Genomic DNA, 22,576 nt, shown 5'->3' with positions numbered 1-22,576 from the left:
AGACCAGCGGCTTCAGCGAGGCGCGGGCGGTGTAGAGCGCTGCGGTGTAGCCGGCCGGCCCGGAGCCGATGATGATCACGTTGCGGACGTCGCTCACGGCGCTCATGCGGTCTTCTCCGGAGCGATCTCGGCGATCAGGCCCTCGACCAGCTTCTTGATCTCGTCGCGGATCGGGCGGACCGCCTCCACGCCCCGGCCGGCCGGGTCCTCCAGCCGCCAGTCCAGGTAGCGCTTGCCGGGGAAGACCGGGCAGGCGTCCCCACAGCCCATGGTGATGCAGACGTCGGACTCCCGGACCGCGTCGACGGTCAGGACCTTCGGGGTCTCGGCGGAGATGTCGATGCCGACCTCGCGCATGGCCTCCACCGCGGCCGGGTTGACCCGGTCGGCGGGGGCGGAGCCGGCGGAACGGACCTCGATCCGGTCGCCGGCCAGGTGGGTCAGCCAGGCGGCGGCCATCTGGGAGCGGCCGGCGTTGTGGACGCAGACGAACAGCACGGACGGCTTCTCGGACATCACAGGCTCTCTTCTCGGCTCGTGGCGGGGCCGGGATGGCATCACTCTCGGCTGATGTGACAGTATCAGCGCATGCTGACGTCAGTCGACACTGACCTGATCCGGGTGCTCGCCGATCCGCTCAGGCTCCAGATCGTGACCCTCCTCTCCCGCGAGACGCTGTGCACCACCCACCTGGTGGCCGAGACCGGGGCGAAGCAGACCAACCTCTCCAACCACCTGCGGGTGCTGCGCGAGGCCGGGGTCGTGGAGACCGAACCGTGCGGCCGGTACACCTACTACCGGCTGCGCCCGGACGTCATCGAGCACCTGGGCCGCTCCTTCGTGGAGCTGGCCCGCACCGCCCGCACCACCCGCGCCGCCGACAACCGAAGGGCCTGCCCGTGACCACCGCCGAAGAGACCACCCCGGAGAAGACGCCCAGAGCGGCGGACGCCGCCGCCGGGATCGTCGCCAAGCTCTCCACCCTCGACCGCTATCTCGCGGTGTGGATCCTGCTCGCCATGGCCGCCGGCCTCGCCCTGGGCCGCCTGATTCCGGGGCTGAACGGTGCCCTGAGCGGCGTCGAGGTCGGCGGGATCTCCCTGCCGATCGCGCTGGGCCTGCTGGTGATGATGTATCCGGTGCTGGCCAAGGTCCGCTACGACAAACTGGACGCGGTCACCGGCGACCGGAAACTCATGGTCTCCTCCCTGGTGGTCAACTGGCTGATCGGGCCGGCGGTGATGTTCGCGCTGGCCTGGATCTTCCTGCCCGACCTGCCCGAGTACCGCACCGGACTGATCATCGTCGGGCTGGCCCGCTGCATCGCCATGGTGATCATCTGGAACGACCTGGCCTGCGGCGACCGCGAGGCCGCCGCCGTCCTGGTGGCCCTCAACAGCCTCTTCCAGGTCCTCGCCTTCGGCCTGCTGGGCTGGTTCTACCTCGACCTGCTGCCCGGCTGGCTGGGCCTGGGCGACGGCGAGCGGCTGGACATCTCCATGTGGGAGATCGCCCTCAACGTCGTGATCTTCCTCGGCATCCCGCTGGCAGCCGGGTTCCTCACCCGCCGCCTCGGCGAGAAGAAGATGGGCCGCGAGGCGTACGAGGAGCGCTTCCTGCCGCGCATCGGCCCGTGGGCGCTGTACGGGCTGCTGTTCACCATCGTGCTCCTCTTCGCCCTCCAGGGGGAGACGATCACCTCCCGGCCGCTGGACGTCGCCCGCATCGCGGTGCCGCTGCTGCTCTACTTCACGGTGATGTTCTTCGGCACCTTCGCCCTCGGCAAGGCCATCGGCCTGGCCTACGACCGCACCACCACCCTGGCGTTCACCGCCGCGGGCAACAACTTCGAGCTGGCCATCGCGGTGGCCATCGCCACCTTCGGCGTCACCTCCGGCCAGGCGCTGGCCGGTGTGGTCGGCCCGCTCATCGAGGTGCCCATCCTGATCGCCCTGGTGTACGTCGCCCTGGCCTGGCGCAAGAGGTTCGGCCCCCGGCAACTTACTCCCGCGGCGCGGGACACGGAGCGCTGATGCCCCCCACGCCCTTCTCCCGCCGCGGAGCAGTGCGCCCACCGCGCCCGGACCGGCGACCGCCGTCCGGGCGCGGCCCGTCCCACGGCGACGGCGGTCTTCCGATGAGTCGGCAGACCGATGTGGTCGTCATCGGCGGCGGCCAGGCGGGCCTGGCCGCCGGCTACCACCTGCGCCGGCGGAACCTGGACTTCACCATCCTCGACGCCCAGGACGCGCCGGGCGGGGCCTGGCGCCACATGTGGGACTCCCTGCGCCTGTTCTCCCCGGCCGCGTTCTCCTCGCTGCCCGGCCGGCCCATGCCGCACCAGTTTGGCCGGGAGTATCCGGACGCCGCGCACGTGGTGGACTACCTCACCGCCTACGAGCACCGCTACGACCTGCCCGTGGTCCGCCCGGTCCGCGTCCATGGCGTGCACCGGGACGGGGCGCGGCTGCGGGTGGAGACCGACGCCGGCACCTGGTCGGCGCGGGCGGTGATCAGCGCGACCGGCACCTGGTGGCGCCCCTTCCTGCCGGCCGTCCCCGGCCGGGAGGTGTTCACCGGCCGCCAGGTGCACACCACCGGCTACCGCAGCCCCGAGCAGTTCGCCGGGCAGAGGGTGGTGGTGGTCGGCGGCGGGAACTCCGGCGCGCAGATCGCCTCCGACCTCGCCCTCCACGGCGGCATCGAGATGATGTGGGTGACCCGCCGCCCGCCGCGCCTCCTACCGGACCACGTCGACGGCCGGGCCCTGTTCGACGTGGCCACCGCCCGCCGCCGCGCCCTGGAGGCCGGGTTGCCCGACTCCGGCGGGGTCGCCTCGCTCGGCGACATCGTCGCCGTGGAGCCGGTCCGCGCGGCCCGGGACGCCGGTCTGCTCAAGGCCCAGCCGATGTTCGCCCGCCTCACCCGCGAGGGCGTGGTGTGGGCCGACGGCACCGCGGCCGGGGCGGACGCGGTGATCTGGTGCACCGGCTTCCGCCCCGCCCTGTCCCACCTCGCCCCGCTCGGCCTGCGCGGACGCCGCGGACACCTCGCCACCGACGGCACCCGCGCGGTGGGCGAGCCGCGGCTGCACCTGCTCGGCTACGGCGACTGGACCGGCCCGGCCTCGGCCACCCTGATCGGCGTCGGCCGCCCGGCCCGCGACGCCGCCCACCGGATCCGTGATCTGCCGGCCTGACCCCGCGCGGCCGCGCTACCGCGCCTAGCCTTGAGAAGGACGTCGGGCCGCCCGTTTGAGCATGCCGGGGAGGACACGTGGACAGGGCAGCGAACGCGGCTTTCGACCGCAGCGCGGTCCACGACGAGCTGGAGCGGGTGCGCATCGAGTTCCGTCGGCTGCTGGAGAGGGCCGGCCGGGCGGATCTGGCGCGGGCGAGCGAGGGCACGCGGTGGACCAACGAGCAGCTGCTGTTCCACATGCTGTTCGGCTATCTCCTCGTGCGGCCGCTGCTGCTCGTCTTCGCTCTCTTCGGGCGGCTGCCGCTGGGCGCGAGCGGTGTCTTCGCGCGGCTGCTGGATGCCGCGACCGGCCCCTTCGATCTCGTCAACTATCTGGGCCCGGTCGGCGGGGCGAGGTTGGTCGGGCGCCGGCGCATGGCGGGGCTGTTCGACCGCGTCATCGCCGGCCTGCACCGGCGGGTCGATGCGGAGTCGCCGGCCCACCTGGCGCTGCGGATGCACTATCCGTGCCGGTGGGACCCGTTCTTCCAAGACGTCATGACCGTCGCCGACCTCTATCGCTACCCGGCCCGGCACTTCGACTTCCACCGGCGCCAGCTCACTCTCCCCGGGGCCGCGCGGAGGTGAGGATGGTGCAGATGTCGTCCTGGCCGCAGGCGGCGGGGTCGGTGGTGGCGGCCCGGTCGGCGAGGGCCCACAGGGCCTTGCGGGTGGCGGCGAGTTCGGCCGTCCGGCGGTCGATGTCGTCCAGGTGCTCGTGGATCAGGCGGGTGACGTGGGTGCAGGGGGCGTGGCCGTCGTCGCGCAGGGCGAGGATGGAGCGGATCTCGGCGAGGGTGAGGCCGGCGCGCTGGGCGTCGCGGATGAACGCGAGCCGGGCGGCGGTGTGGTCGGGGTAGTCGCGGTAGCCGCCGGGGGTGCGGGGCGGTGGGGGCAGCAGGCCGCTGTCCTCGTAGAAGCGGATGGTCTTGGTCGTCAGCCCGGTGCGGGCGGCGAGGTCGCCGATGCGCATGTGTCCCAGGCTAGCCCTTGACCTTCCAGTGCGCTGGAAGGTCTAGCGTCGGGTGCCGGAGGGTGACGACGGTCTGGAAGGAGGAACTCGTGCGGATCACGGTGCTGACGGTGGTGGACTGCCCGAACGCCCGGCCCGCCCTGGAGCGGGTCACCGCCGCGCTGGACGGCCGGGACGCCGAGGTCGAGCTGGTCGAGGTCGCCGACGAGGCCGAGGCCGCCCGGCGGGGCATGTACGGGTCGCCGACGATCCTGATCGACGGCACCGACCCGTTCGCGCCGCCCGGGGCGGTGCCGAGCCTGTCCTGCCGCCTGTACCGGGACGCGAACGGCGCGGTCTCCGGGGCACCGAGCGGGGCCGCCTTGCGCCAGGCCCTGGCCGGGGCGACCCGCAGCGGACAGGACTGCGCGGGATCGGACTGCTGTGCTCCGCAGACGCTGGATGTGGTCGCCAGGGCCGGCCGGGGACGGCGCGCACCCGATGAGCGGGGACTGCGGGCGGTGCACCGGCAGGTGCTGCGCACCTTCGCCACCACCGGGACCGCGCCCGAGCCGGAGGCCCTGGAGCCGGTCGCCTCGGCGGCCGGCCGGAGCGCCGGCGAGGTGCTGGCCGAACTGGCTGACGAGGACTTCCTCACCCTGGACAGCACCGGGCGGATCCGTGCGGCGTACCCGTTCTCCGCCGTCCCCACCCGTCACCGGGTCCGCATTGCGGGCGGTGCCGCGGTGTGGTCGATGTGCGCGATCGACGCGCTCGGCATCCCCCCGATGCTCGAGGCGGACGCGGTGATCTCCTCCACCGACCCGGTGACCGAAGAGCCTGTCACCGTCACGGCGACGGCCGGAGTCCTGCATTGGGAGCCTGCGGGCACGGTGGTGTTCGTCGGCCGGCGGCCCGGGGGAGGCCCGGCGGCCACCGCCTGCTGCGACGCGCTGAACTTCTTCACCGGCGACGAGACCGCGCGCACCTGGATGCGGGCGCACCCGGAGGTGCCCGGCCGCGTGGTGAGCCAGACCCAGGCCGAGGAGATCGCCCGGCAGACGTTCGGCCCCCTGCTCGCCTCCTGACGGCGGCCTCGAGGACCGGGCCTTGCATCCGGTACCCAGGTACAGGTTTACCGTCAAAGATGTCCCCGGGCTGCTGGGGCGTGACGACGGGAGCGAGGGTCATGACCGGACTGGACTGGGTGCCGCAGTCGTGCACGCTGCCCACCGCCGAACGTCCGCTGCGGGTGGAGGAGTGGGACACGCTGTTCACTGAACGGCTGCGGCAGGTCACGCGCATGGATCCGCGGCTGGTACGGCTGGAGCTGGCCGACGGGCTCGGCGTGGAGGATCAGGTGCGGGACCTCGCCGAGCGGGAGAGCGGCTGCTGCTCGTTCTTCGCCTTCACCGTCACCGCCGAGCCCGGTGCCGTACTGCTGGACGTTGCGGTGGGCCCGGCCCACGAGCCGGTCCTTGAGGCCCTGGCGGCGCGGGCGGATGCGGCACGTGGTGGGGATGCGCGGTGAGCGCGGGGCTGCGCAGCGGGCAGGTCGCCGAGGCTGCCGGGGTGAACATCCAGACTCTGCGCTACTACGAGCGGCGCGGGCTCCTTGCGGAACCGGACCGCAGCGCGGGCGGGCACCGCCTGTACGGCGAGGAGGCCGTGACCGTGGTGCGGGTGATCAAGGCCGCCCAGCGGCTGGGATTCACCCTGGAGGAGGTCGCCGAACTGCTGGAGACGGGCCGGCACCACCACGGTCGCCCCGTGCCGGGGCTCCAGGAGCGCGCGGCCGCCAAGCTCGCCGAGATCGACGTGAAGATCACGGACCTCACCACCATCCGCGCAGCCCTGGTCGCCGCCGTGGAGGCCGGTCCGTTTCTGGAGGCGTTCGTCTTCCTGATCGTGATCCCGCTCGCGCTGGCCTGGCTCACCCAGGGCTGGGCCGCCCGCCACCCGGCCGGGCAGAAGACCTCCGACGCCGCGAGCGCGGCCATGGTGCCGCTGATGGCCGCCACCCTGTTCACCGTCGTCGCCTCCCAAGTGCCCAAGCTCGGCGGCAGCCTCGCCGACGTCGCCGCGGTCGTCCCCGTCTACGCCGCATTCCTCGCCGTGATGGCCTTCGCCGGGCTCGCCGTCGCCCGTCTCTTCCGCCTTACAGCCCCCGACAGCCGGGCGATCGTCTTCACCGGCGCCACCCGCAACTCCCTGGTCGTCCTGCCGCTCGCCCTCGCACTGCCGGACGACCTGGCCGTGGCCGCCGTCGTCGTGGTCACCCAGACGCTGGTCGAAGTCGTCGGGATGGTCATCTACGTCCGCGCGATCCCCCGCCTCGTCCCAGCCACCATCCGCTGACCGGCTCATCCACCAGCGGGCTGCGGCGCTCCGGCAGGACGACATCCCGCCAGACGCCGCGGTGCCGGCCGATGCGCTCACGGGTGCCGATGCTGCGGAACCCGGCGCGCTGGTGGAGGGCGAGGCCGGCGGTGTTCTCGGGGAAGATCCCGGACTGGATCGTTTAGATCCCCGCCGCCTCGGTCGAGTCGATGAGCGCCTTGAGCAGCGCTGCCCCGACGCCGCGGCCCCGGGGTGGACGTAGACGGAGTGCTCGACCACGCTGGCTGGGCCGCGGCGAGCGCCGTCTCGGGTGGCGTTCCCTTCGTCGATCCCGTCCTGGTAAATGGCCAGGACCTGCTCAGCGTGCTTTGCCGTCATGGGCGCCGCCACGGAGCCGCTGCTCACCATGCCCCGCTTCTCCGTCCCGACTTCAGGCCGCGGCCGGCAGTGTTCGGAAGAGGGCCGGCGCGGGTTGACCGCGCTGTTCTGGTCGAACATCAACCCCTACGGCGCCTTCCGGCTCGACATAGACAAACGCCTGGACCTGGGGCTGTCGATCACGGTGCCCGCCCCGCCCAGGCCGCCACGGTGACCCACCGCTGGGCCGTCAGTGCAGCCGAAAGGGGTGCTCCGGAAGCCGCCTTTGGTCAGCGGACGGCGCTGCCTTACTCGCCGTCTTGTGCGTGGGCCGGGGAGCCCATGCGGGTGGCAAAGCCCAGGGTGGCGGCGGCGAGCAGGAGGATGCCGCCGACCAGGTAGACCCAGCGGACACCGACGGCGTCGGCGACCAGCCCACCGAGGACAAGAGAGGCGAGGCGTCCGGTCTGCCAGAGCATGTCGAAGGCGGTGAGGACCCGGCCGCGGTGGGTTTCCGGGGCGGTGGCCTGCAGCAGGGAGGTGAAGGTGACCGCGCCGGTGGAGGTGCCCACCCCGTATGCGGTCAGGGCGGCGCCCGCGACGACGGGGCTGGTGGTGGCGGCCAGGGTCAGGTCGACGCCGCCGCGCAGGGCGAACGGGCCGAAGACCAGCAGCGGGCGGCGGGGATCCTCCACGCGCCGCAGCACCAGCAGCGGGCCCGCCGCGGCGCCGACGCCGATGGCGGCGAGCAGCCAGCCGTATCCGTCCGGGCCCAGCCCCAGATGGTCGGCGGCCAGGACCACCAGCAGGGCGCTGGTGGCCCCGGCCGAGAGCGCGGCCAGCAGCTGGCCGGCGGCGAGGACGCGCAGCAGCCGGTCCCTGGCGATGAGGGGGATGCCGCCGCCGGCCTGGTGGGCCCAGCGCCGCCACCGCCCGGCCGGGTGGATGGCCTGGTTCTGATCCGGTGTGGTGCTCGGGCGGGCGGTCAGCGGCAGACGGGTCAGCACGAGGGCGGAGAGCGTGAAGCTGGCCGCGTTGATGAGGAAGGCCGGGGCGAAGCCGAAGGCGACGACCAGCAGGCCGGCGGCCGGGGCGAGGGCGATCTGGGAGAGCACCGCGGCGGTCCAGATCCCGGAGTTGGCCGCCACCAGCTCCTTCTCGCCCACCAGGCGGGGGAGCACGGCCCCGGTGGCGGGGTTGAAGAACACCGAGGCGGACGACAGGCCGAAGGCGATCGCGTAGACGGCGCCGATATGCCCGGACACCAGGGGCAGCAGCGCGATGAAGCTCCCCCGTTGACCTGGACACGTGGACACTGGGACGGATGGGTCTCAGGGGAAGTAGTTCAGGTTGAGCAAGAACAACCGCAGCAGGCGGTACACGGAGGAGTTCAAGCGGGATGCCGTCGAGTTGGCGCTGGCCTCCGACAAGACGGTCACCGAGGTCGCCCGTGACCTCGGTGTGAGTGCTGAGGGCCTGCGGGGCTGGGTGAAGCAGGCGAAGGCCGACCGCGGCCAGGGCCGGCCCGGCGAGCTGACCTCGGCCGAGCGTGACGAGCTCAAGCGGCTGCGCAGGCAGAACGCCGAGCAGGCCAAGACCATCGAGGTGCTGCGAAAAGCGGCGGTCTTCTTCGCGAAGGAGAGCGATCGATGACCGATGTCTACCGGTTCATCGAGGCGGAGAAGACCACCTTCGGTGTTGCTCTCCTGTGCCGGCTGCTGAGGGTCGCCAGGTCCTCGTTCTACGCCTGGGCAGAGGGCGAGGCCGCCCGCCGACGCCGCCAGGAGGCCGACGACGCGCTGGCCCACGAGATCACCGTGCTGCACGTCGCCTCGAAGCACACCTACGGGGCTCCGCGCGTCCACGCCGAGCTGGTCCGCCTCGGGCGCCGGGTCAACCACAAGCGGGTGGAGCGGATCATGAGGGAGCGCGGCATCACCGGTGTCACGCGCCGCAGGCGCCGGTCTCTCACCAGGCCCGCGAAACGGGCGGTGCCGGCCCCGGACCTGATCGGCCGCGACTTCACCGCACCGGTGCCCGGAGTGAAGCTGGTCGGCGACATCACCTTCATCCCCACCGAGCAGGGCTGGCTCTATCTGGCGACCTGGCTGGACCTGGCCACTCGCGAGGTCGTCGGCTACGCGATGGCCGACCATCACCGGGCCTCGCTCGTGGTCGACGCGCTCACCATGGCCGCCGGCCGGGGCGGCCTCCAGTCGGGCTGCATCGCTCATTCGGACCGCGGCAGCGAGTACACCTCTGAGGAACTCCGCTGCCACATAAGGGAGTTGGGCATGCGGCAGAGCATGGGCCGGACCGGATCCTGCTACGACAACGCTGCAGCTGAGAGCTTCTTCGCTGTCCTGAAGGAAGAGATCGGTGTCCGTGTCTGGCCGGACCGGGCCACCGCCCGAGCGGCGATCTTCACCTACATCGAGACCTTTTACAACCGCCGACGGCTACGCAAGCACCCTCTGTGGGGCTACCTCACCCCGCTCGAGACCCGACAGCGGCACCAGCAAGGTCACTCCCTGGCAGCGTAAGAAACGAGTGTCCAAGGTCATGGGGGAACTTCAGTCATGTTCGCGCGCAATACGTGGGTCTACCACCAAGCCCTCGAAGCGGTGAACAGCCCCAAACAGTACGCGCTGCTGCGGTTCGAGAAGCGCGTCCTCGACCGCGAGCTCGTCTGGCCCGGGACGTCCGGAACGCTGACGCAGTTCGGGTACGGCGCGCTCGGTGAGATCAAGAAGCACGCCAAGAAGCGCATTGACTACCTGATGTACCTGCAGGAGAAGTTCTCCCAGGAGGAGTTCCTCGTCCTGGCCGCGTTCCATAGCCTCGGTGCCAGCGACCACTTCGGGATGCCTGCATGGGAGCCGCGCGTGCGTGCCGCCATGGGCCGCCTACGTGGGCAGGACCCCGAGTTCGTTGAACGCCTCAAGGCCGTCTACCAGATCGACTTCTGCGAGTTGCTGAGGCGGGCCCCGGCTGTCGTCCACGACGACCTGCCCGAGGTGGAACGAGCGCTCCTGAACGCCCCGTACGAACTGGGAGCCGAGGCCCTGGACTGGTTCGCCTGGAACCCCGTGCTCGACCGGGACCTCTGAGAAGGTCACCGATTGGGCCGTGGCGAGTGGGACTGCGAAGCGGCGGAATGTGTCTCCGATCTGATCACCACGCGGGCAAGTATCCCTCTGGAGGCGTCCGGTCGACCAGTCGACACAGGGCTTGAGGGGCGGGCCGGTGGGCGCGTGCCAGGAGCCGAAGGTGGTACCAGGGGCTGGCGGGACCGCTTCTTCCGGCACATGCCGTCGGTGTCGGTGAGGCCCATGTCCTATGTGCTCACCGGGGCTCTATGCTGCGCCGGGTAGGGCACATCCCGAACGCGATCAACCGCCAACCGAAGAGGTCATCGTGCAGTTCACCGTCCTGGAGTACCGGCAGGCGCCGACCCGGAACCAGGACGGCGCGTTCCTGATGAAGGACAGCTGGGACGACTACGGGTACGTGACCACGTTCGACCTGCGAGTACGGCAGGAGGACGGGCGCCTGCTCTATGTCGGCTACGTGCGCATCGCACACGTGGAGATGGGGATCGACGAGGACTTTTATGCCACCGCGGACCGGTTGCCGACCCGCTTTGAGTCGCTGCCGGAGGGCTACTTCAGCCTTGCCCACCAGGACACTTACTACGAGAAGCTCAATGAGCTGCCCGAAGACATGCGGCATGCCGTGCTGGCGGGCCTGCGTGACATTGCCTACGCCCCCGAGATCATCCCGGATGTCGAACACCTCGCCGTCTTCCGTGACTCCCTGATGCGCGGGACCAACCGCACAGAGCTTGATCGCCTGATGCTCATCGCCCGGGGCCGGGACCGTGTCGTGCCCTTCCGCTGGTCCTACACTCCACCGGCTATGGGTGCTGAGACGGCTCCCACCCTGGTTTTCGAAGCCCGTCCCGATTCCCTGCCACCGACCAATCTGCATGCGCTCATCGGCCGCAACGGCGTGGGCAAGTCCAGCCTGTTGCGCGATCTGGCGCAGCGCGTGGCGACCGGTGACATTCCGGTTAGCAGCGATGAAGAGGATGTCGGCGCCCTCACCAACTGCGTGGCCGTCTCCTTCAGCGCCTTCGATCAGCTCTACACTCAGCAGCCTGATGGTGACACTGCGTTGCCCTTCACCTATATCGGCCTCCAGACGGAGGATCCGCCGGGACAGGTGCGGCTGAAGACCGAGGAGGAACTCACTCAAGAGTTCATCAAAAGCTTCGGAGTCTGCCGGATCGGGGCGCGGGGCGAGCGCTGGCGCGCTGCCGTGGACACGCTCAGCTATGCCGCCTCCGGTTTCCTCGAGGGCCACCGGGACACCATCGAATCGCTCATGCGTGGCGATGAGAGGCGCATCGTAACCACCCTCGCCGGGATCTTCCGCGCTCTGAGCTCAGGACACAAGATCGCGCTGCTCATCGTGACCCGTCTGATCGAGGCCGTCACCGAACGCACCCTGGTCCTCATCGACGAGCCCGAGACGCATCTGCACCCGCCTCTGCTGTCCGCGCTCATGCGCAGCCTTTCCGACCTGCTCACCGACCGCAACGGCATGGCTGTCATGGCCACCCACTCGCCCGTGGTTCTGCAGGAGGTCCCGGCGTCCTGCGTGTACAAACTGCGTCGCTACGGTGATGTCCTGGTCGCTGAACGCCCGGTGATGGAGACCTACGGAGAAAACGTCGGAGAGCTCACCCACGAAGCTTTCGGCCTCGAGGTCACCTCCACCGGCTACCACGCCGCACTTGTCGAGCTTGTCGAACAGGACCTGTCCTACGAGGAGATCATCGATCGGTTTTCGGATCTCGGCTCGGAGGCGAAGGGTCTCCTGCGTGCGATGACGGTCCTGCGCAGTCGGGGGCGCCGCGACTGATGCGCTGGCCCGTACGACCCGATATCACCGTCGCGCAGACCTTGGCTGCGTGCACAGATGGCATGCAGGACGAGGAGGAGAAAGAGACGCTGCTCGGCCGGCTGGGAGCCTTGATAGCCGCCGAGGCGCACTACCGTGCGGCTGGGGATGCAGGCGATCTGCACACGTTGTCGACCTCGACCGCCGTGCGCAACCGCAACAAGGACGACCCGGACCGGGGCGCGCTCGTCCGTCTCTACGATCAGGGGATGGTGGGACGCAAGGCCGGGCGCGCCTTCTACGACAGGCTCAAGGCCGCAGCACTCGACGGGGAATGCCCCCTGTGCGGGATCGGTGAGGTCGACACCCTCGACCACCACCTGCCCAAGGCCGTCTTCCCGCTGCTGGCCATCGTCCCGCTGAACCTGATCCCCGCCTGCATGCCGTGCAACCACGGCAAAGGACTGCGGCTGCCCACCGGCTCTGAAGCCCAGCCGCTGCACCCCTACTTCGACCGGTTGGGGTGCGAAAGGTGGCTGGTTGCCGAGATCCTCCCCACCGCACCGGCCACGGCGAGCTTCCGGATCGAGGCATGCGCCGACTGGTCGGCCACCCTCACGGCGCGTGTCCGCCATCACTTTGATACTCACAACCTCGCCGAACGCTATGCCCAGCAAGCAGCGAGGTACCTGTCCGGCAAGCGCAGCGCCCACCGCAGGCTCCTGCGAGTTGGTCCCGACGTCCTCCGCGCAGAGATTCGGGCAGAGGCCGAGAGCTGGGCGCAAGTGGACGCCAACGCCTGGGAAACCGCTTTGCTCTTTGGCCTGGCGGACAGCGACTGGTACGTCAACGGCGGTCTGCAGGAGGTCTGATCATGGCGCTGCCTCATGCCGTAGCGCATACCTTGAGGCAAAGCGGCTCCTCGGGGACGCAACAAGACCGTCTATGGAGGACGTGGCGCAATCGTGGATTCGTTCGTTTGTTCTTGGTCTAGGGTGATTGCCCTCTGTCGCGGCGCGTGCGGGACGGATGTGCTGCGATGGGTGGCAACGGTGGGGCGTGGGCTTAGACGTTGTAGTGGGGAACGTGGCGCAAGCGGGTTCGCATTCGGCAGCAGGCCAGATGACGGGGTACCTCTACCAGTGTGAGCTGGCTCTTCTGGAGCTGGCGGAGCGCAGCTGGCAGGACCCGGCGGCGGAGTTGCGCATGGAGGTCTTGGACGACATCGAGTTCCTTCACGACGCGGGAGCAACACCGGCTGAGCTGCTGCAGTCCAAGCACCGCATCGAGGCCGGTTCCTTGAGCGAGACCAGCAAGGACGTGTGGCGGTCCATCGCGTCGTGGATCGATGCGCTCGAGAAGCTGGGGAAGCCCGTGACCGAGTCGATGCCACTGCTGCGGCTGGTCACCACGCAGGTGGCGGCAGAGGGCAGTTTCCCGTACCTGCTGCGGAACACGCCGCAGCGGGACACGGGCCTCGCGCTGGCACGGATGGAAGAGGTCGCAGCCGACGCCGATGGCCCCTCCGGCACCGCCGGCGACCGGACAAAGTTCCTCGGCCTCACGCCCGCCCGGCGTCTTCGGCTGGTCGAGGCCATGGTCGTCTGCGACGGGGCGCCGGTGATGTCAGACCTGGATCCTAAGCTCGCGCGTGCGCTGGGGATCAGGCCGACGAACGAGCACGCCGACGCGATCCTCGACCAGATCAAGGGGTGGTGGTACCGCGTGGCCGTGCAACTGCTGGAACGCAAGGACCCGAACCGGATGAGGACATCGGTGTCGGCGCAGGAGCTGGCCACCCGGATCGAAGAGATCAAGGACCACTACACCGGCTTGAACCTGCCCATCACGGAGGAGTTGCGCAGGCTCACGGAGGCCGAGATCGCCGCCTATGCCGACCGCCTGGTCGTCGCGCAGATGCGGTGGATCGGCCTGAAAGACCGGACCATCAGCACCCACCTGCGGGACTACCACCATGCGCGGACCCAGCGGTCCGAGTGGCTCCGCACCTTCAAGATCACCGAAGCCGAGCTGGACCAGTACGACAGGCGCCTGTGGAACGAGTGGGACCACGTCTTCGCCGACCTGACCGACGCGGTCGATGACGACACCAGCGACGTAGAGGCCCAGAGCATCGGCAAGGACGTGCTGAAGGAGACCATGCGCGTGGCGGCGGACATGCCCGCGCGCCGCGGCAGCGCGACCGAGAGCTGGATTGGCCGCGGCACCATGCACAGCCTGGCAGACCGCGCGGACACCGACGCAGACCCCGTGGGATGGCACCCCCGCTTCGACGAGCTGTGCCGATCGCACGCCTGTGACGATGAGCAGGAGCAGTGACCGTGCCCCGTACCCACTCCCGTGTACCCGAAGCACAGGCGCTGCTCAACCCGGCCTTCGGCGCCTACCTCCTGGCCTGCGGTGTCCACGCGGCCAACCGCGCCGAAGCACGCCGCCCCCTGCCCTGGCCCGCAGCCTTCCTCGTGCTCCCGCTCGTGCTGCCCGAGGACACCCGCCAGGCCCTGCCTGCCCGGACCAGCCGTTCCCTGGCGGCCTGGCTGGCCGACCACCCGCAGCAACGTGCCCTGTTTCCCGACCGGGCGGCAGCCTTGACCCCCTACACCCGCGCCAGCATGCGCACAGCCCTCCGCCACCAGGCCCTGGAGATCACCGGCCAAGGACTGCGATGCCCCCGCGCTCCTCGCAAGGCCGCACCGGGCAACGGAACCGAAGTGGCGGACTGCGCCAAGAAGGCGGCCATCATCGGCCGGTGGCTCGCCGCGGTCGACCTCGCCACCGCCTTCCGGCTTCTCGGCGTACGCCCCTGACCCAACTTTTCCACAAGGAGCCCTCACCCCGTCATGCAGCTGCTGGCCCTGGCCCTCTACCACCGAGACGGCCGACGTGACCCCCGGGTCATCCGCTTCCGTCCCGGGGCACTGAACATTCTCACCGGCGAGTCGGAGACCGGAAAGTCCGAAGTTCTCGACATCGTCGACTACTGCCTGGGCCGCAACCACCCCAACCTCCCCGACGAACCCATCGACCGGACCGTGGGCTGGTACGCGCTGCTCGTCACCTTCGGCTCCACCCGTATGGTCCTGGCCCGTCCCCGCCCGGTGGGAGCATCCACCAGCAAGGCAATGATGATCATCGGGGACGGCACACTCGACATCCCCCCGGCAGGGCAGCTCCGCGTCGACGCGGACACCGACGCGATCCGCACCGAACTCAGCGCCCGCCTGGGCATCGAGGATTTCCACTTCCAGCCACCGGCGGGCGCAGGCCGCAGGGCCTTCCACGTCTCCATCGCGCACGCGGCCCTGCTGTGCTTCCAGAAGCAGAACGAGATCGCCAACCAAGCGGCGCTCTTCCACCGCCAGACCGAGGACGGCATCGCCCAAGCGATCAAGGACACCCTGCCCTACTTCCTGGGCGCGGCCGGCCCCGAACAAGCGCTGCGCCGCCACCAACTCGCCGAATCCCTGCGAGCTCAGCGCGCAGCCCAACGCCAATTCGACGACGCCGTCCGAAGGCAAAGCGGCGCAGACGCACGAGTTGCGGCACTGGTTCGCCTCGCCGAGAGCGAAGGACTGCTGCAGAACGTGCCCCTGGTCCTCGACCGCCAGCAGATCCACTACCTCCTCGACCGTGCCCTGGAGACTCCCGCTTGGCCCGAGGAACCGTCCGAAGCGCTGGATCGCCGACAGCAACTCGAGGAAGAACGCCGCCACCTGCGGGAGCGATGGCAGCACCTCGGCGACGCCCTGACCTTGGTGGACCGCTGGCACGAACAAGGCCACGCCTTCACCGGTGAACTCCACCTGCAGCTCGACCGACTCAAAACGCTCGAGCTCCTCGGCCCCCAACAAGATGACCACAGGGCCGACATTTGCCCCCTGTGCGCTCGGCCGCTGGACGAACCGGACGCCGCGGTCGCCGACATCGTCCGACTGACCCGAGATCTGACCAAAGAACTGGCCACTGCCGAAACCCTCCAGCCGGTACGCGAACAGCACCGCAGCCGCCTGGAGACCGAACGCGAGGCGGTCAAGGAACGCCTGCGTGTCAACGCCGCGGCGCTGCAGGAACTCAACGCCAGCGATGAACGCATGAGAAGCCTGCAAGATCAGCGGGCACGCATCGCCTTCATCCAAGGTCGCATCGCCCAAGAACGCGCAGCTGCCTCCGATGACGGCCTTGACGACGTCAAGAGGCTGCAGCGTGCCCTGACCTTGGCCCATGAGCGCGTCGAGGAGCTCCAAGCGCTGGTCGATGAGGACGACGTCACCGCCGAGACGGAAAGGCGCCTCACCGACGTTGCGGCTCTGATGACGCGATGGGCACGTCGGCTCGATCTCGGACAGGCCGCAGCAGCCGATGAGGTCCGCATCAGTCTCACCCAGCTCAACGTCGTCCTCAGACGCCCTAACGGCAGGCTGTCCCTCAAACGCATCGGCAGCGCGAAGAACTGGATCGGCTACCACCTCGTGGCGCACCTCGCGCTGCACACCTACTTCCTGCAGCACCGACGCCCCGTACCCCGCTTCCTGATGCTCGACCAGCCCACCCAAGCGTTCTTCCCGGAAAAGGTCCGTGACGCAAGTACCGTGGAGGACGCCGACTGGGAAACGGTCACGAAGTACTTCGAACTGCTGAATGACGTCGCGCAGGGCAGCGAGGGCGGACTGCAGATCATCGTGTGCGACCACGCCAACCTTCCCGACCAGTGGTTCCAGGACGCCATCGTGGAGAACTGGAGACCCCACGGTGGCAGGAGGAATGCCCTGATCCCCATGGAGTGGTTGGAAGAGTAAAATCCCAGACATCAAGTAGGGCTCCGCATAAGCCGGGGCACATCACTTAAACCAATGAGCCCGCCCCTTACGCGACACATGAGGGGCGGGCGCCATCGCTGTACCGGCAGGAGGCCTTACACCCCCAGCTCCTCCAGCGCGGCGGCCCGCTCGTGGGGGAGTCTGTCCCGCCGCTGTTTTTGGTTGCTGAGCCAGATGCCGAGCCGGATGGGGTGCTGGTGTCCGGTGTCGTCGCGGACGGTCTCGATCCACTTCCTCGGCACCCGCGCATGTCCTTCCCGCTGCTGGTATTGGCGGAGTGCGGCGAGGCCACGGTCCCAGGCAGAAGCGCCGGCGGGCACCACCACCACCGCCCCCGCTGCCGCCTCGTGTCCGGTACCGGCCTCGCTGCCTGATGCCGGAGCCCGCACCCCGGCCGAAGCCGCAGCGGCACAGCCGTCCGGCCCGCGCCGGGCGGCTGTGCCGCTTCTTCGGGTAGCGCGCCCCACCTTTCGGTCCGCAGGAGACAAGCCCGCTGGACTCCACGGAACTCGGGACAGTTCAGTACCTCGCCGACCCGGTAATTCGATAGCGCCGACCGCAGCGGGCGCCGACCCTGGTCACCGTGACAGAACCCAAGCATCGGATCCGCGCCGTCCACACCGTCTCAACGGTGACCGTGTACCAGGCGTACGCACCGGAGATCGGCCTGCCGGCCGCCCGGGACGGTCGCTTTCCCGCAACGTGGAAGCGGGACCGGATGACGTGGATCAAGCCCTCGTTCCTCTGGATGATGTACCGCTCCGGGTGGGGCACCAAAGAAGGACAGGAAACCATCCTCGCCGTCGAGATCACCCGCGAGGGCTTCGAGTGGGCCCTGGAGCACGCCTGCCTGTCCCACTACGAACACGGGCTGCACCCCGACCGCGCCACCTGGAAACGCCAGCTGAAGCGAGCCCCGGCCCGGGTCCAGTGGGATCCCGAACGTGACCTGCACCTCCAGCCGCTTTCCCACCGCTCCCTGCAACTCGGCCTCGCAGGCGAGGCGGCACACAGATACGCGGAGGAATGGACGGTTTCCATCACCGACGTCACCGCGCTCGCGCACACGATCCATGCCCACGTGAGGGACGGAGCTGTGGAAGTCGCCCGAAGACTCCTGCCCGCAGAACGCCCCTACCCCACGACCGACAGCTTGATGGCCCATCTGCGTGCCTGACTCAAGAGCCACTTGAGACGGCTTGTAGGGCGGTCAAGGGGGTGTCCACCGGGGAAAGCACGGCGGCCGAGGAGGCAGCCGCCTGCGGCACGCGGCACGGGGTGGGGCCGTCCCCCTGTTGGGCGGGCTCGCCCGGTGTCTGCCCGAGTGCTTGGTGCCTTTCCCGCTTACACCCCCAGTTCTTCCAGTGCCTTGATCCGCTCGTCCGGCAGTTTGGCCCGACGGCTCTTCTGGTTGCTGAGCCATACCCCGAGCCGGATGGGGTGTTGGTGTCCGGTCTGGTCGTGGACGGGTTCGATCCATTTTCTGGGCACCCGGGTGTGTCCTTCCCGGCCCTGGTATTGGCGGAGGGCGGCCAGACCACGGTCCCAGGCTGTGGCGCCCGCGGGCACCACCACTGCCCATGCTGCTGTCTCGTTCCCGGGGCTGGTCTGGCCGCCCGGCGTCGGCACGGTCGGGGGGGTGGGTTGGATGCCGAGGGCGGCCAGGCGCTCGCGCTGCCCGTCGGCCAACTGCTGCCACCCGGCACGCTGCCGAGCCAGCCACAACCCGACGTCCTCGCCGCCCACGGTCACCCCGGGGCGGATCTCCTCGAGGGTGGCGCCGCCGTCGAGGCAGGCCCGCACCTTGGTGTAGTGGCGTTGCCAGTCGACCGTCCAGCCCTTCTCTGCCGGGTTCCAGTCGGGGTCGATCTCCGCGAGTCGGGCGGCCCGTTCGGCGGCCCGCTGCGGGTCCTTGCCGAGTCCGTCGGGACGCCGGCAGTTGGTGAGCCACTGCCCGACCGGCCGACCCTCGGCCACCGCCGTCCGGGGCGCGCACAGCGTCCCGTGCACGGAGTGGTAGGCCCGCGCCGCGGCGAGGTTCTCCTCGAAGACGGCGTCCGGCACCGACCAGACCATGCCGGCTTCTTCCAGCAGCTCGATCCGCCACGCCGGGAGGGTGCCGGTGCGGTAGGCGCGGCGTTGCTCGCTGACCCACTGTCCGAGGGGGAAGGGGCCGACGCGGGCGTCCAGCGGCACCGCCACCGGCCCCCGGGCCGCGCCGGCGGTGCCGCTTGTTCTGACTTCTCCGTCTTTCCTGTGGCGGTGTTCCCGGTTGCTGTTTTCGTGGTTGTGCCCCTGCGGCTCGGTCTGGTGGTCGTCGTGCTGGTGGCGCTCGCGCACGCCGCCCTGCCCCTGCTCCTGGCTCTTGTCGCCGTGCTCGTGCTTGTCGCCGTCGTGCCCCTGGCCTTGGTGCTCGTACTCGCCTTCGTGCTCCCGGCCCTTGTCTCCGTCCTGGTCCTGGTTCTCGTTCTGGTGTTGTTGGTGCCAGGTGCGGAGGGCGGTGAGTCCGGCGAGCCAGATGTGGGATTCGGGTTGGATGACGCGGGTGCGGACGAACTGCGCGATGAGCGCGGGGTCGCGGGGGGTGGAGAACCGCAGCAGCGGCACCGCCATCGACGGCGCCCTCTCGCCTCCACTCCCATCCCCGCTGCTGCCGTCGCGGTCGTGTGCGGGGTCCAGGCCGAGCACCGACGCGGGCCGGCTGCGGCTGGGCGCGGACGCGACGGCGAGCTGTTCGACCAGGCGCTCGTCGTGAGCCCGTAGCCCCTGAAGGACGGCCACCAGCGGCTTGTAGGAGGCGGAGGCGAGCATGTCGTCCGGCACCTCCCCCGGGGCCAGGAAAACCGGCACCACCAGCCGCGCCACCTTTCCCTGGCCGGGCTTCTGGCGCAGGGCCCGCCCGACGGCCTGGACGATGTCCACGGCCGAGCCGCGCACGTCCGCGAAGACCACGCCGTCGACACCGCGTCGGCCGCGGATGTCGACGCCTTCGCCCAGGACGCGCACGTTCGCCAGCACCGACAGTTCGGTCTCCCACCCGTCCTCATCGATGCCGTCGGCGAACCGGTCCAACACCCGGCGCCGGTGGGCGGGTTCGTGTTCGCCGCAGAGCCAGTCGGCCCATACCCGCCGCGGGTAGGTGGCCGGGTCCTCCTGGTGCAGCCGGGCCGCGGTGTCCGGCAGGGCGCGGGCGAAGGCGAGGGCCTCGATGGTGCGGTGGTGGAAGGTGATCAGTGACCGCACCCCGGTGGCGGCCGCGTGCTGGACGAGCGCGGCCTGGAGGGCGGCCAGGCGCCGGCCTCGCTGTTCCTCCTCGCTCCCACCCACGCCCAGGTCGGGCGGGCGGATCTCGAGGACGTCGATCTCGAACCGGGCCAGGACGCCCCGGTCCACCGCCTCGGTGAGGGAGAAGGTGAACACCTGTGGGCCGTAGAGGCGGGTGTCATTCATGCTGGCCACCGGCCGCCCGGCATCGGCTGGAACGGTCTCTGAGCGGCCTTCTGCGGCTCTCTGAGGTCCGTTCCCGCCCTCTGCGGTCTCTGCCTCGTCCGGGCGCCCGGCGGTGGGTTGCCAGATCCGTGGTGTGGCGGTGAGGTACAGGCGCCGTGCGGCCGGGATCCGCTGGTTGTCGTGGATGGCCGCCCAGGGCTTGGCCGCGTCTCCGCTGGTGCGGTGGGCCTCGTCCACCACGGCGAGCCCGAACGGGGCAAGTTGCTGCCCGTAGGCGCCTTGGAAGGCGGCCTCCAGCGGCCCCGGCGCCTCCACCAGGTCCCCGTCCGGGCCGATGTCCTGGCGGGGGGTGAGGGAGGCGTAGGTGGCGAAGACGGTCACCGGCCCGGACCCGGCCCACAGCGCCAGCCGGATCGGGTTGGTGGTGCACCGCACCCCCAGCGCGGCCAGCACCTCGTCTCCCTCCAGGGAGCACACCGCCACCGCCGGGCCGGTGTGCCCGGCCGCCCGCCACGCCGCCACCGTCTGCGTCAGTAGATCCAGGGTGGGGACCATCACCAGCACCCGCCCCCGCTGCTCCAGACGCCGGGCGGCCTCGGCCGCGATCAACGTCTTGCCCGCCCCGGTGGCGGCCACCGCCGTGGCCCGCAACCCGCCCTCCGGTACCTCGCGTCCTGCGCGGTATTCCAGCGCCCGGACGATCGCGTCCACCGCCTCCACCTGATGCGGCCGAAGCCTGATACCCGCCATGAAATGCCCCTTCCTTTCTCTGTGGTGCTTCCTGGCCTTTTCCGTATCCGAGCGGGAATGCAGAGTGGCTGTTTCTCGGCGCTTTCGATGGCGAAGGGAGCCATGGCTATGCTCACGGGTTTCGGCAGTGGTTGTTCACCGGTTCGGGAGGCAGCCGGACCGGTCCGGGGCGATGTTCGTGAGAACGGGAGGCACCTGGCGGCCCGCTTTGCCCCCGAGCGTCGCGGCGGTCCTTCCGAGCACGGACCTTCGGGCAGGCGTCAGGCTGTTCGCCAGCGCGGGGCCTCGTCGTCGGGGACGTCCGGGGAGGCAAAGTGGAACGGCACCCCGAGGGAGTCGGCCAGGGCCCGGCCCGCCTCTGCGGCAGCGGTGCCTGGTGGGGGGCCGCCGGGGCGGTGGTGGACGGTCGCCAGGTGCCCTTCTCCCGCCGGGTCGTCCAGGACCGCGACCAGCACCACGAACCAGCCATGGACGGTGTCGCCGTCCCACAGAGCCTCGACCGCGACCACTCGGCCCGGGAGTGCCGCGGCGCGGGCTGCGAGTGAGGGGAGGTCGAGCGGATCGGGCGGCGTGCGCTGCACACGGTCGCCGAGGGCCTCGTAGCGTGCGTGGACCACCTGCTCGGCCTCGCGCAGGCCCAGTCCCAGGGGGCGTAGGGCTTCCCACACGGTCTTGACCGCCGTCATCCGGCGATCACGCAGCACATTCGCGTCGACTTCCCGGCGGGTCTGTTCCTCCAGATGGGCCCACCAGCCGCTCATCGGGCCTCCGGGCGGGGTTCCGTGGCGTGCGTCATGGGCCGACCGTACGGCAGTACGCCGCGAACGACACGGGCGGCCAGGCGCTGCGGGGTGGTGCCCTGGGCGGCGGCGCAGGCGCGCAAGCGTCGGGAGGTCTCCGCGTCCAGCACAACGGCCAGCGCCGGCTGGTCCGCGCGGCCCGGCCGGGCCTCCCCTCGGGACTCTGCCTGCTCCCGGCGCGCCCGCTCGGCCTGCTCCCGGCGGGCGGTCTGTTCCTCCCGTGCCCAGCGCACCGCCGTGGGGTCGTGCTCGGGGTTGTAGACCTCCAGGCCCTCCTCCTCCATCACGTATCCGATGCGCCGCCACTCGGTGTGCTCGGCCACCGCGATCCCGAGCGCGCGGATATCGTCCTCGGTCTCACACACCCGTGAGCGAATCCTTTCGTGTATCCGCGCCTCGTCCGTGGCCTTCTCGATCTGTGCCGCCGTCATGCCCGTCGCCGTGCGCCGTACCGCAGCGCGGGCGTGAATCTTCGCCTGCTCCCAACCGTCCTGCACGGGCTATCCCTCGCTCCCCCGGGGGTGGTGTGTTTTCCCAGACTCTACACAGCGATGCATCCTCACGTGAGGAGAACCCATCAACTCCTCCGACTCGGCGATCCCGTGACCGGCCGTCAGCCTCGCCACCGCCCCGCCCCCTTTCCTGCCGTAGCCAGCCAGGCCCGCGCAGCGGGCCCAACCCCACCCCTCACCATCCGGCTGACGGCAGCTCAACCCCGCCCATGCCACGGCCGGTTCCGAGGGTGGAGCGCAGCGGAACCCCTCGGCCCGCAGCGCGGGCCGCCCTCGGGCCGCAGCGAGCGCAGCGAGCCCGGCCCGGCCCCGGAAGGGCGAAGCCCGCACGGGGCGTTGGGGCCGCGCAGCGGCCCCCGGCCGGGCGGAGCCCGGCCCGCCCGAGCGAAGCGAGGGCGCCCGGTTCGACGCGAAGCGTCGAACCTCCGAGCC

Annotated in this window: 25 protein-coding genes and 1 pseudogene; 17 read left to right on the top strand and 9 right to left on the bottom strand. The window is 70.4% G+C overall.

The window, feature by feature from the left end; translation table 11 throughout:
• Together IF47_RS30420 and IF47_RS0125775 are read right to left on the bottom strand one after the other, a co-directional pair.
• Positions 1-97 (bottom strand): FAD-binding protein (locus tag IF47_RS30420; protein ID WP_342667289.1); only part of this gene is annotated, 97 nt, incomplete at its 3' end.
• A gap of 5 nt (positions 98-102) precedes the next feature.
• Complete coding sequence (locus IF47_RS0125775; RefSeq protein WP_031511409.1) at positions 103-516, bottom strand: arsenate reductase ArsC; 414 nt, start codon at positions 514-516, stop codon at positions 103-105.
• A 72-nt stretch (positions 517-588) separates the two neighbouring features.
• Between IF47_RS0125775 and IF47_RS0125770 the strand changes: the two genes are divergently transcribed.
• The 4 genes from IF47_RS0125770 to IF47_RS0125755 all read left to right on the top strand — a co-directional run bounded on the left by IF47_RS0125770 (position 589) and on the right by IF47_RS0125755 (position 3,828).
• The gene (locus tag IF47_RS0125770; protein ID WP_031511408.1) at positions 589-903 is read left to right on the top strand and encodes an ArsR/SmtB family transcription factor; all 315 of its coding nucleotides are present in this window, start codon (positions 589-591) and stop codon (positions 901-903) included.
• A 59-nt stretch (positions 904-962) separates the two neighbouring features.
• Positions 963-2,033: an ACR3 family arsenite efflux transporter gene (gene arsB, locus IF47_RS0125765; protein WP_051718237.1), complete on the top strand. Its 1,071-nt coding sequence runs from the start codon at positions 963-965 to the stop codon at positions 2,031-2,033.
• 104 nt (positions 2,034-2,137) lie between these two features.
• Positions 2,138-3,199, top strand: coding sequence for an ArsO family NAD(P)H-dependent flavin-containing monooxygenase (locus IF47_RS0125760; protein WP_031511406.1), 1,062 nt, complete (start codon positions 2,138-2,140; stop codon positions 3,197-3,199).
• Between the two features lie 77 nt (positions 3,200-3,276).
• On the top strand, positions 3,277-3,828 hold the full coding sequence (locus IF47_RS0125755) for a DinB family protein (RefSeq protein WP_031511405.1): 552 nt from the start codon (positions 3,277-3,279) through the stop codon (positions 3,826-3,828).
• Here IF47_RS0125755 and IF47_RS0125750 read toward each other — a convergent pair.
• Positions 3,800-4,213, bottom strand: coding sequence for a heavy metal-responsive transcriptional regulator (locus IF47_RS0125750; RefSeq protein ID WP_031511404.1), 414 nt, complete (start codon positions 4,211-4,213; stop codon positions 3,800-3,802). The two genes, IF47_RS0125755 and IF47_RS0125750, sit on opposite strands and share 29 nt — an antisense overlap.
• Positions 4,214-4,275: 62 nt before the next feature.
• Between IF47_RS0125750 and merB the strand changes: the two genes are divergently transcribed.
• From merB to IF47_RS29870, 3 genes are all read left to right on the top strand, one after another.
• Positions 4,276-5,280 (top strand): organomercurial lyase, encoded by a 1,005-nt coding sequence (merB, locus tag IF47_RS0125745; protein WP_245641245.1) that lies wholly within the window; start codon positions 4,276-4,278, stop codon positions 5,278-5,280.
• Between the two features lie 101 nt (positions 5,281-5,381).
• Positions 5,382-5,723 (top strand): hypothetical protein, encoded by a 342-nt coding sequence (locus IF47_RS0125740; protein WP_031511402.1) that lies wholly within the window; start codon positions 5,382-5,384, stop codon positions 5,721-5,723.
• The gene (locus IF47_RS29870; protein WP_078592130.1) at positions 5,720-6,550 is read left to right on the top strand and encodes a MerR family transcriptional regulator; all 831 of its coding nucleotides are present in this window, start codon (positions 5,720-5,722) and stop codon (positions 6,548-6,550) included. The genes IF47_RS0125740 and IF47_RS29870 overlap by 4 nt, the downstream gene beginning before the upstream one ends.
• Here the strand turns inward: IF47_RS29870 and IF47_RS31775 are convergent.
• Positions 6,501-6,940 (bottom strand): annotated as a pseudogene (locus IF47_RS31775) (N-acetyltransferase family protein). The gene IF47_RS29870 and the pseudogene IF47_RS31775 sit on opposite strands and share 50 nt — an antisense overlap.
• Here IF47_RS31775 and IF47_RS31135 point away from each other — a divergent pair.
• Positions 6,909-7,124, top strand: coding sequence for a hypothetical protein (locus IF47_RS31135; protein ID WP_106982654.1), 216 nt, complete (start codon positions 6,909-6,911; stop codon positions 7,122-7,124). The pseudogene IF47_RS31775 and the gene IF47_RS31135 overlap by 32 nt on opposite strands.
• A 73-nt stretch (positions 7,125-7,197) precedes the next feature.
• On the opposite strand, the gene IF47_RS0125725 is transcribed toward IF47_RS31135, so the two are convergent.
• Positions 7,198-8,205, bottom strand: coding sequence for an MFS transporter (locus IF47_RS0125725; protein WP_078592129.1), 1,008 nt, complete (start codon positions 8,203-8,205; stop codon positions 7,198-7,200).
• 34 nt (positions 8,206-8,239) lie between these two features.
• Here IF47_RS0125725 and IF47_RS0125720 point away from each other — a divergent pair, with 34 nt between their 5' ends.
• From IF47_RS0125720 to IF47_RS0125685, 8 genes are all read left to right on the top strand, one after another.
• Positions 8,240-8,542 carry a transposase gene (locus IF47_RS0125720; protein ID WP_031511398.1) on the top strand — a complete coding sequence of 101 codons (303 nt, stop codon included), beginning with the start codon at positions 8,240-8,242 and terminating at the stop codon, positions 8,540-8,542.
• Entirely contained in the window at positions 8,539-9,432 is an 894-nt protein-coding gene (locus tag IF47_RS0125715) for an IS3 family transposase (RefSeq protein ID WP_031511397.1), read from the top strand. Before IF47_RS0125720 ends, IF47_RS0125715 begins: the two co-directional genes overlap by 4 nt.
• Before the next feature lie 36 nt (positions 9,433-9,468).
• Complete coding sequence (locus IF47_RS0125710; RefSeq protein ID WP_245641244.1) at positions 9,469-9,999, top strand: hypothetical protein; 531 nt, start codon at positions 9,469-9,471, stop codon at positions 9,997-9,999.
• Between the two features lie 307 nt (positions 10,000-10,306).
• Entirely contained in the window at positions 10,307-11,815 is a 1,509-nt protein-coding gene (locus tag IF47_RS31770; RefSeq protein WP_031511395.1) for an ATP-dependent nuclease, read from the top strand.
• A 62-nt stretch (positions 11,816-11,877) separates the two neighbouring features.
• Positions 11,878-12,666, top strand: coding sequence for a hypothetical protein (locus IF47_RS28290; protein ID WP_157840055.1), 789 nt, complete (start codon positions 11,878-11,880; stop codon positions 12,664-12,666).
• Positions 12,667-12,880: 214 nt separating this feature from the next.
• Entirely contained in the window at positions 12,881-14,134 is a 1,254-nt protein-coding gene (locus tag IF47_RS0125695) for an ABC-three component system protein (protein WP_211257274.1), read from the top strand.
• A 2-nt stretch (positions 14,135-14,136) separates the two neighbouring features.
• Positions 14,137-14,622: a three component ABC system middle component gene (locus tag IF47_RS0125690; protein WP_245641243.1), complete on the top strand. Its 486-nt coding sequence runs from the start codon at positions 14,137-14,139 to the stop codon at positions 14,620-14,622.
• A gap of 33 nt (positions 14,623-14,655) precedes the next feature.
• Positions 14,656-16,611 (top strand): DUF3732 domain-containing protein, encoded by a 1,956-nt coding sequence (locus tag IF47_RS0125685; protein WP_031511391.1) that lies wholly within the window; start codon positions 14,656-14,658, stop codon positions 16,609-16,611.
• Positions 16,612-16,727: 116 nt separating this feature from the next.
• Here IF47_RS0125685 and IF47_RS30915 read toward each other — a convergent pair whose 3' ends face one another.
• Positions 16,728-16,952, bottom strand: coding sequence for a helicase associated domain-containing protein (locus tag IF47_RS30915; RefSeq protein WP_157840054.1), 225 nt, complete (start codon positions 16,950-16,952; stop codon positions 16,728-16,730).
• A gap of 263 nt (positions 16,953-17,215) precedes the next feature.
• On the opposite strand from IF47_RS30915, the gene IF47_RS0125675 reads away from it, so the two are divergent.
• Positions 17,216-17,809: a DUF4291 domain-containing protein gene (locus IF47_RS0125675; RefSeq protein WP_031511390.1), complete on the top strand. Its 594-nt coding sequence runs from the start codon at positions 17,216-17,218 to the stop codon at positions 17,807-17,809.
• A 167-nt stretch (positions 17,810-17,976) separates the two neighbouring features.
• Here the strand turns inward: IF47_RS0125675 and IF47_RS0125670 are convergent, their stop codons facing one another.
• The 3 genes from IF47_RS0125670 to IF47_RS28990 form a co-directional block, all read right to left on the bottom strand.
• The gene (locus tag IF47_RS0125670) at positions 17,977-20,832 is read right to left on the bottom strand and encodes a DEAD/DEAH box helicase (RefSeq protein WP_037733396.1); all 2,856 of its coding nucleotides are present in this window, start codon (positions 20,830-20,832) and stop codon (positions 17,977-17,979) included.
• Between the two features lie 260 nt (positions 20,833-21,092).
• Positions 21,093-21,593 carry a hypothetical protein gene (locus tag IF47_RS0125665; RefSeq protein WP_031511388.1) on the bottom strand — a complete coding sequence of 167 codons (501 nt, stop codon included), beginning with the start codon at positions 21,591-21,593 and terminating at the stop codon, positions 21,093-21,095.
• Positions 21,590-22,129: a hypothetical protein gene (locus tag IF47_RS28990; protein WP_051718233.1), complete on the bottom strand. Its 540-nt coding sequence runs from the start codon at positions 22,127-22,129 to the stop codon at positions 21,590-21,592. The genes IF47_RS0125665 and IF47_RS28990 overlap by 4 nt, the downstream gene beginning before the upstream one ends.
• Between the last annotated feature and the right edge of the window lie 447 nt (positions 22,130-22,576).

It is taken from the genome of Streptomyces megasporus (assembly GCF_000718985.1).
Taxonomy (GTDB): Bacteria; Actinomycetota; Actinomycetes; order Streptomycetales; family Streptomycetaceae; genus Streptomyces; species Streptomyces megasporus.
The sequence above is the reverse complement of the archived record's forward strand: the minus strand, read 5'-3'. Positions and strand labels throughout refer to the sequence as shown.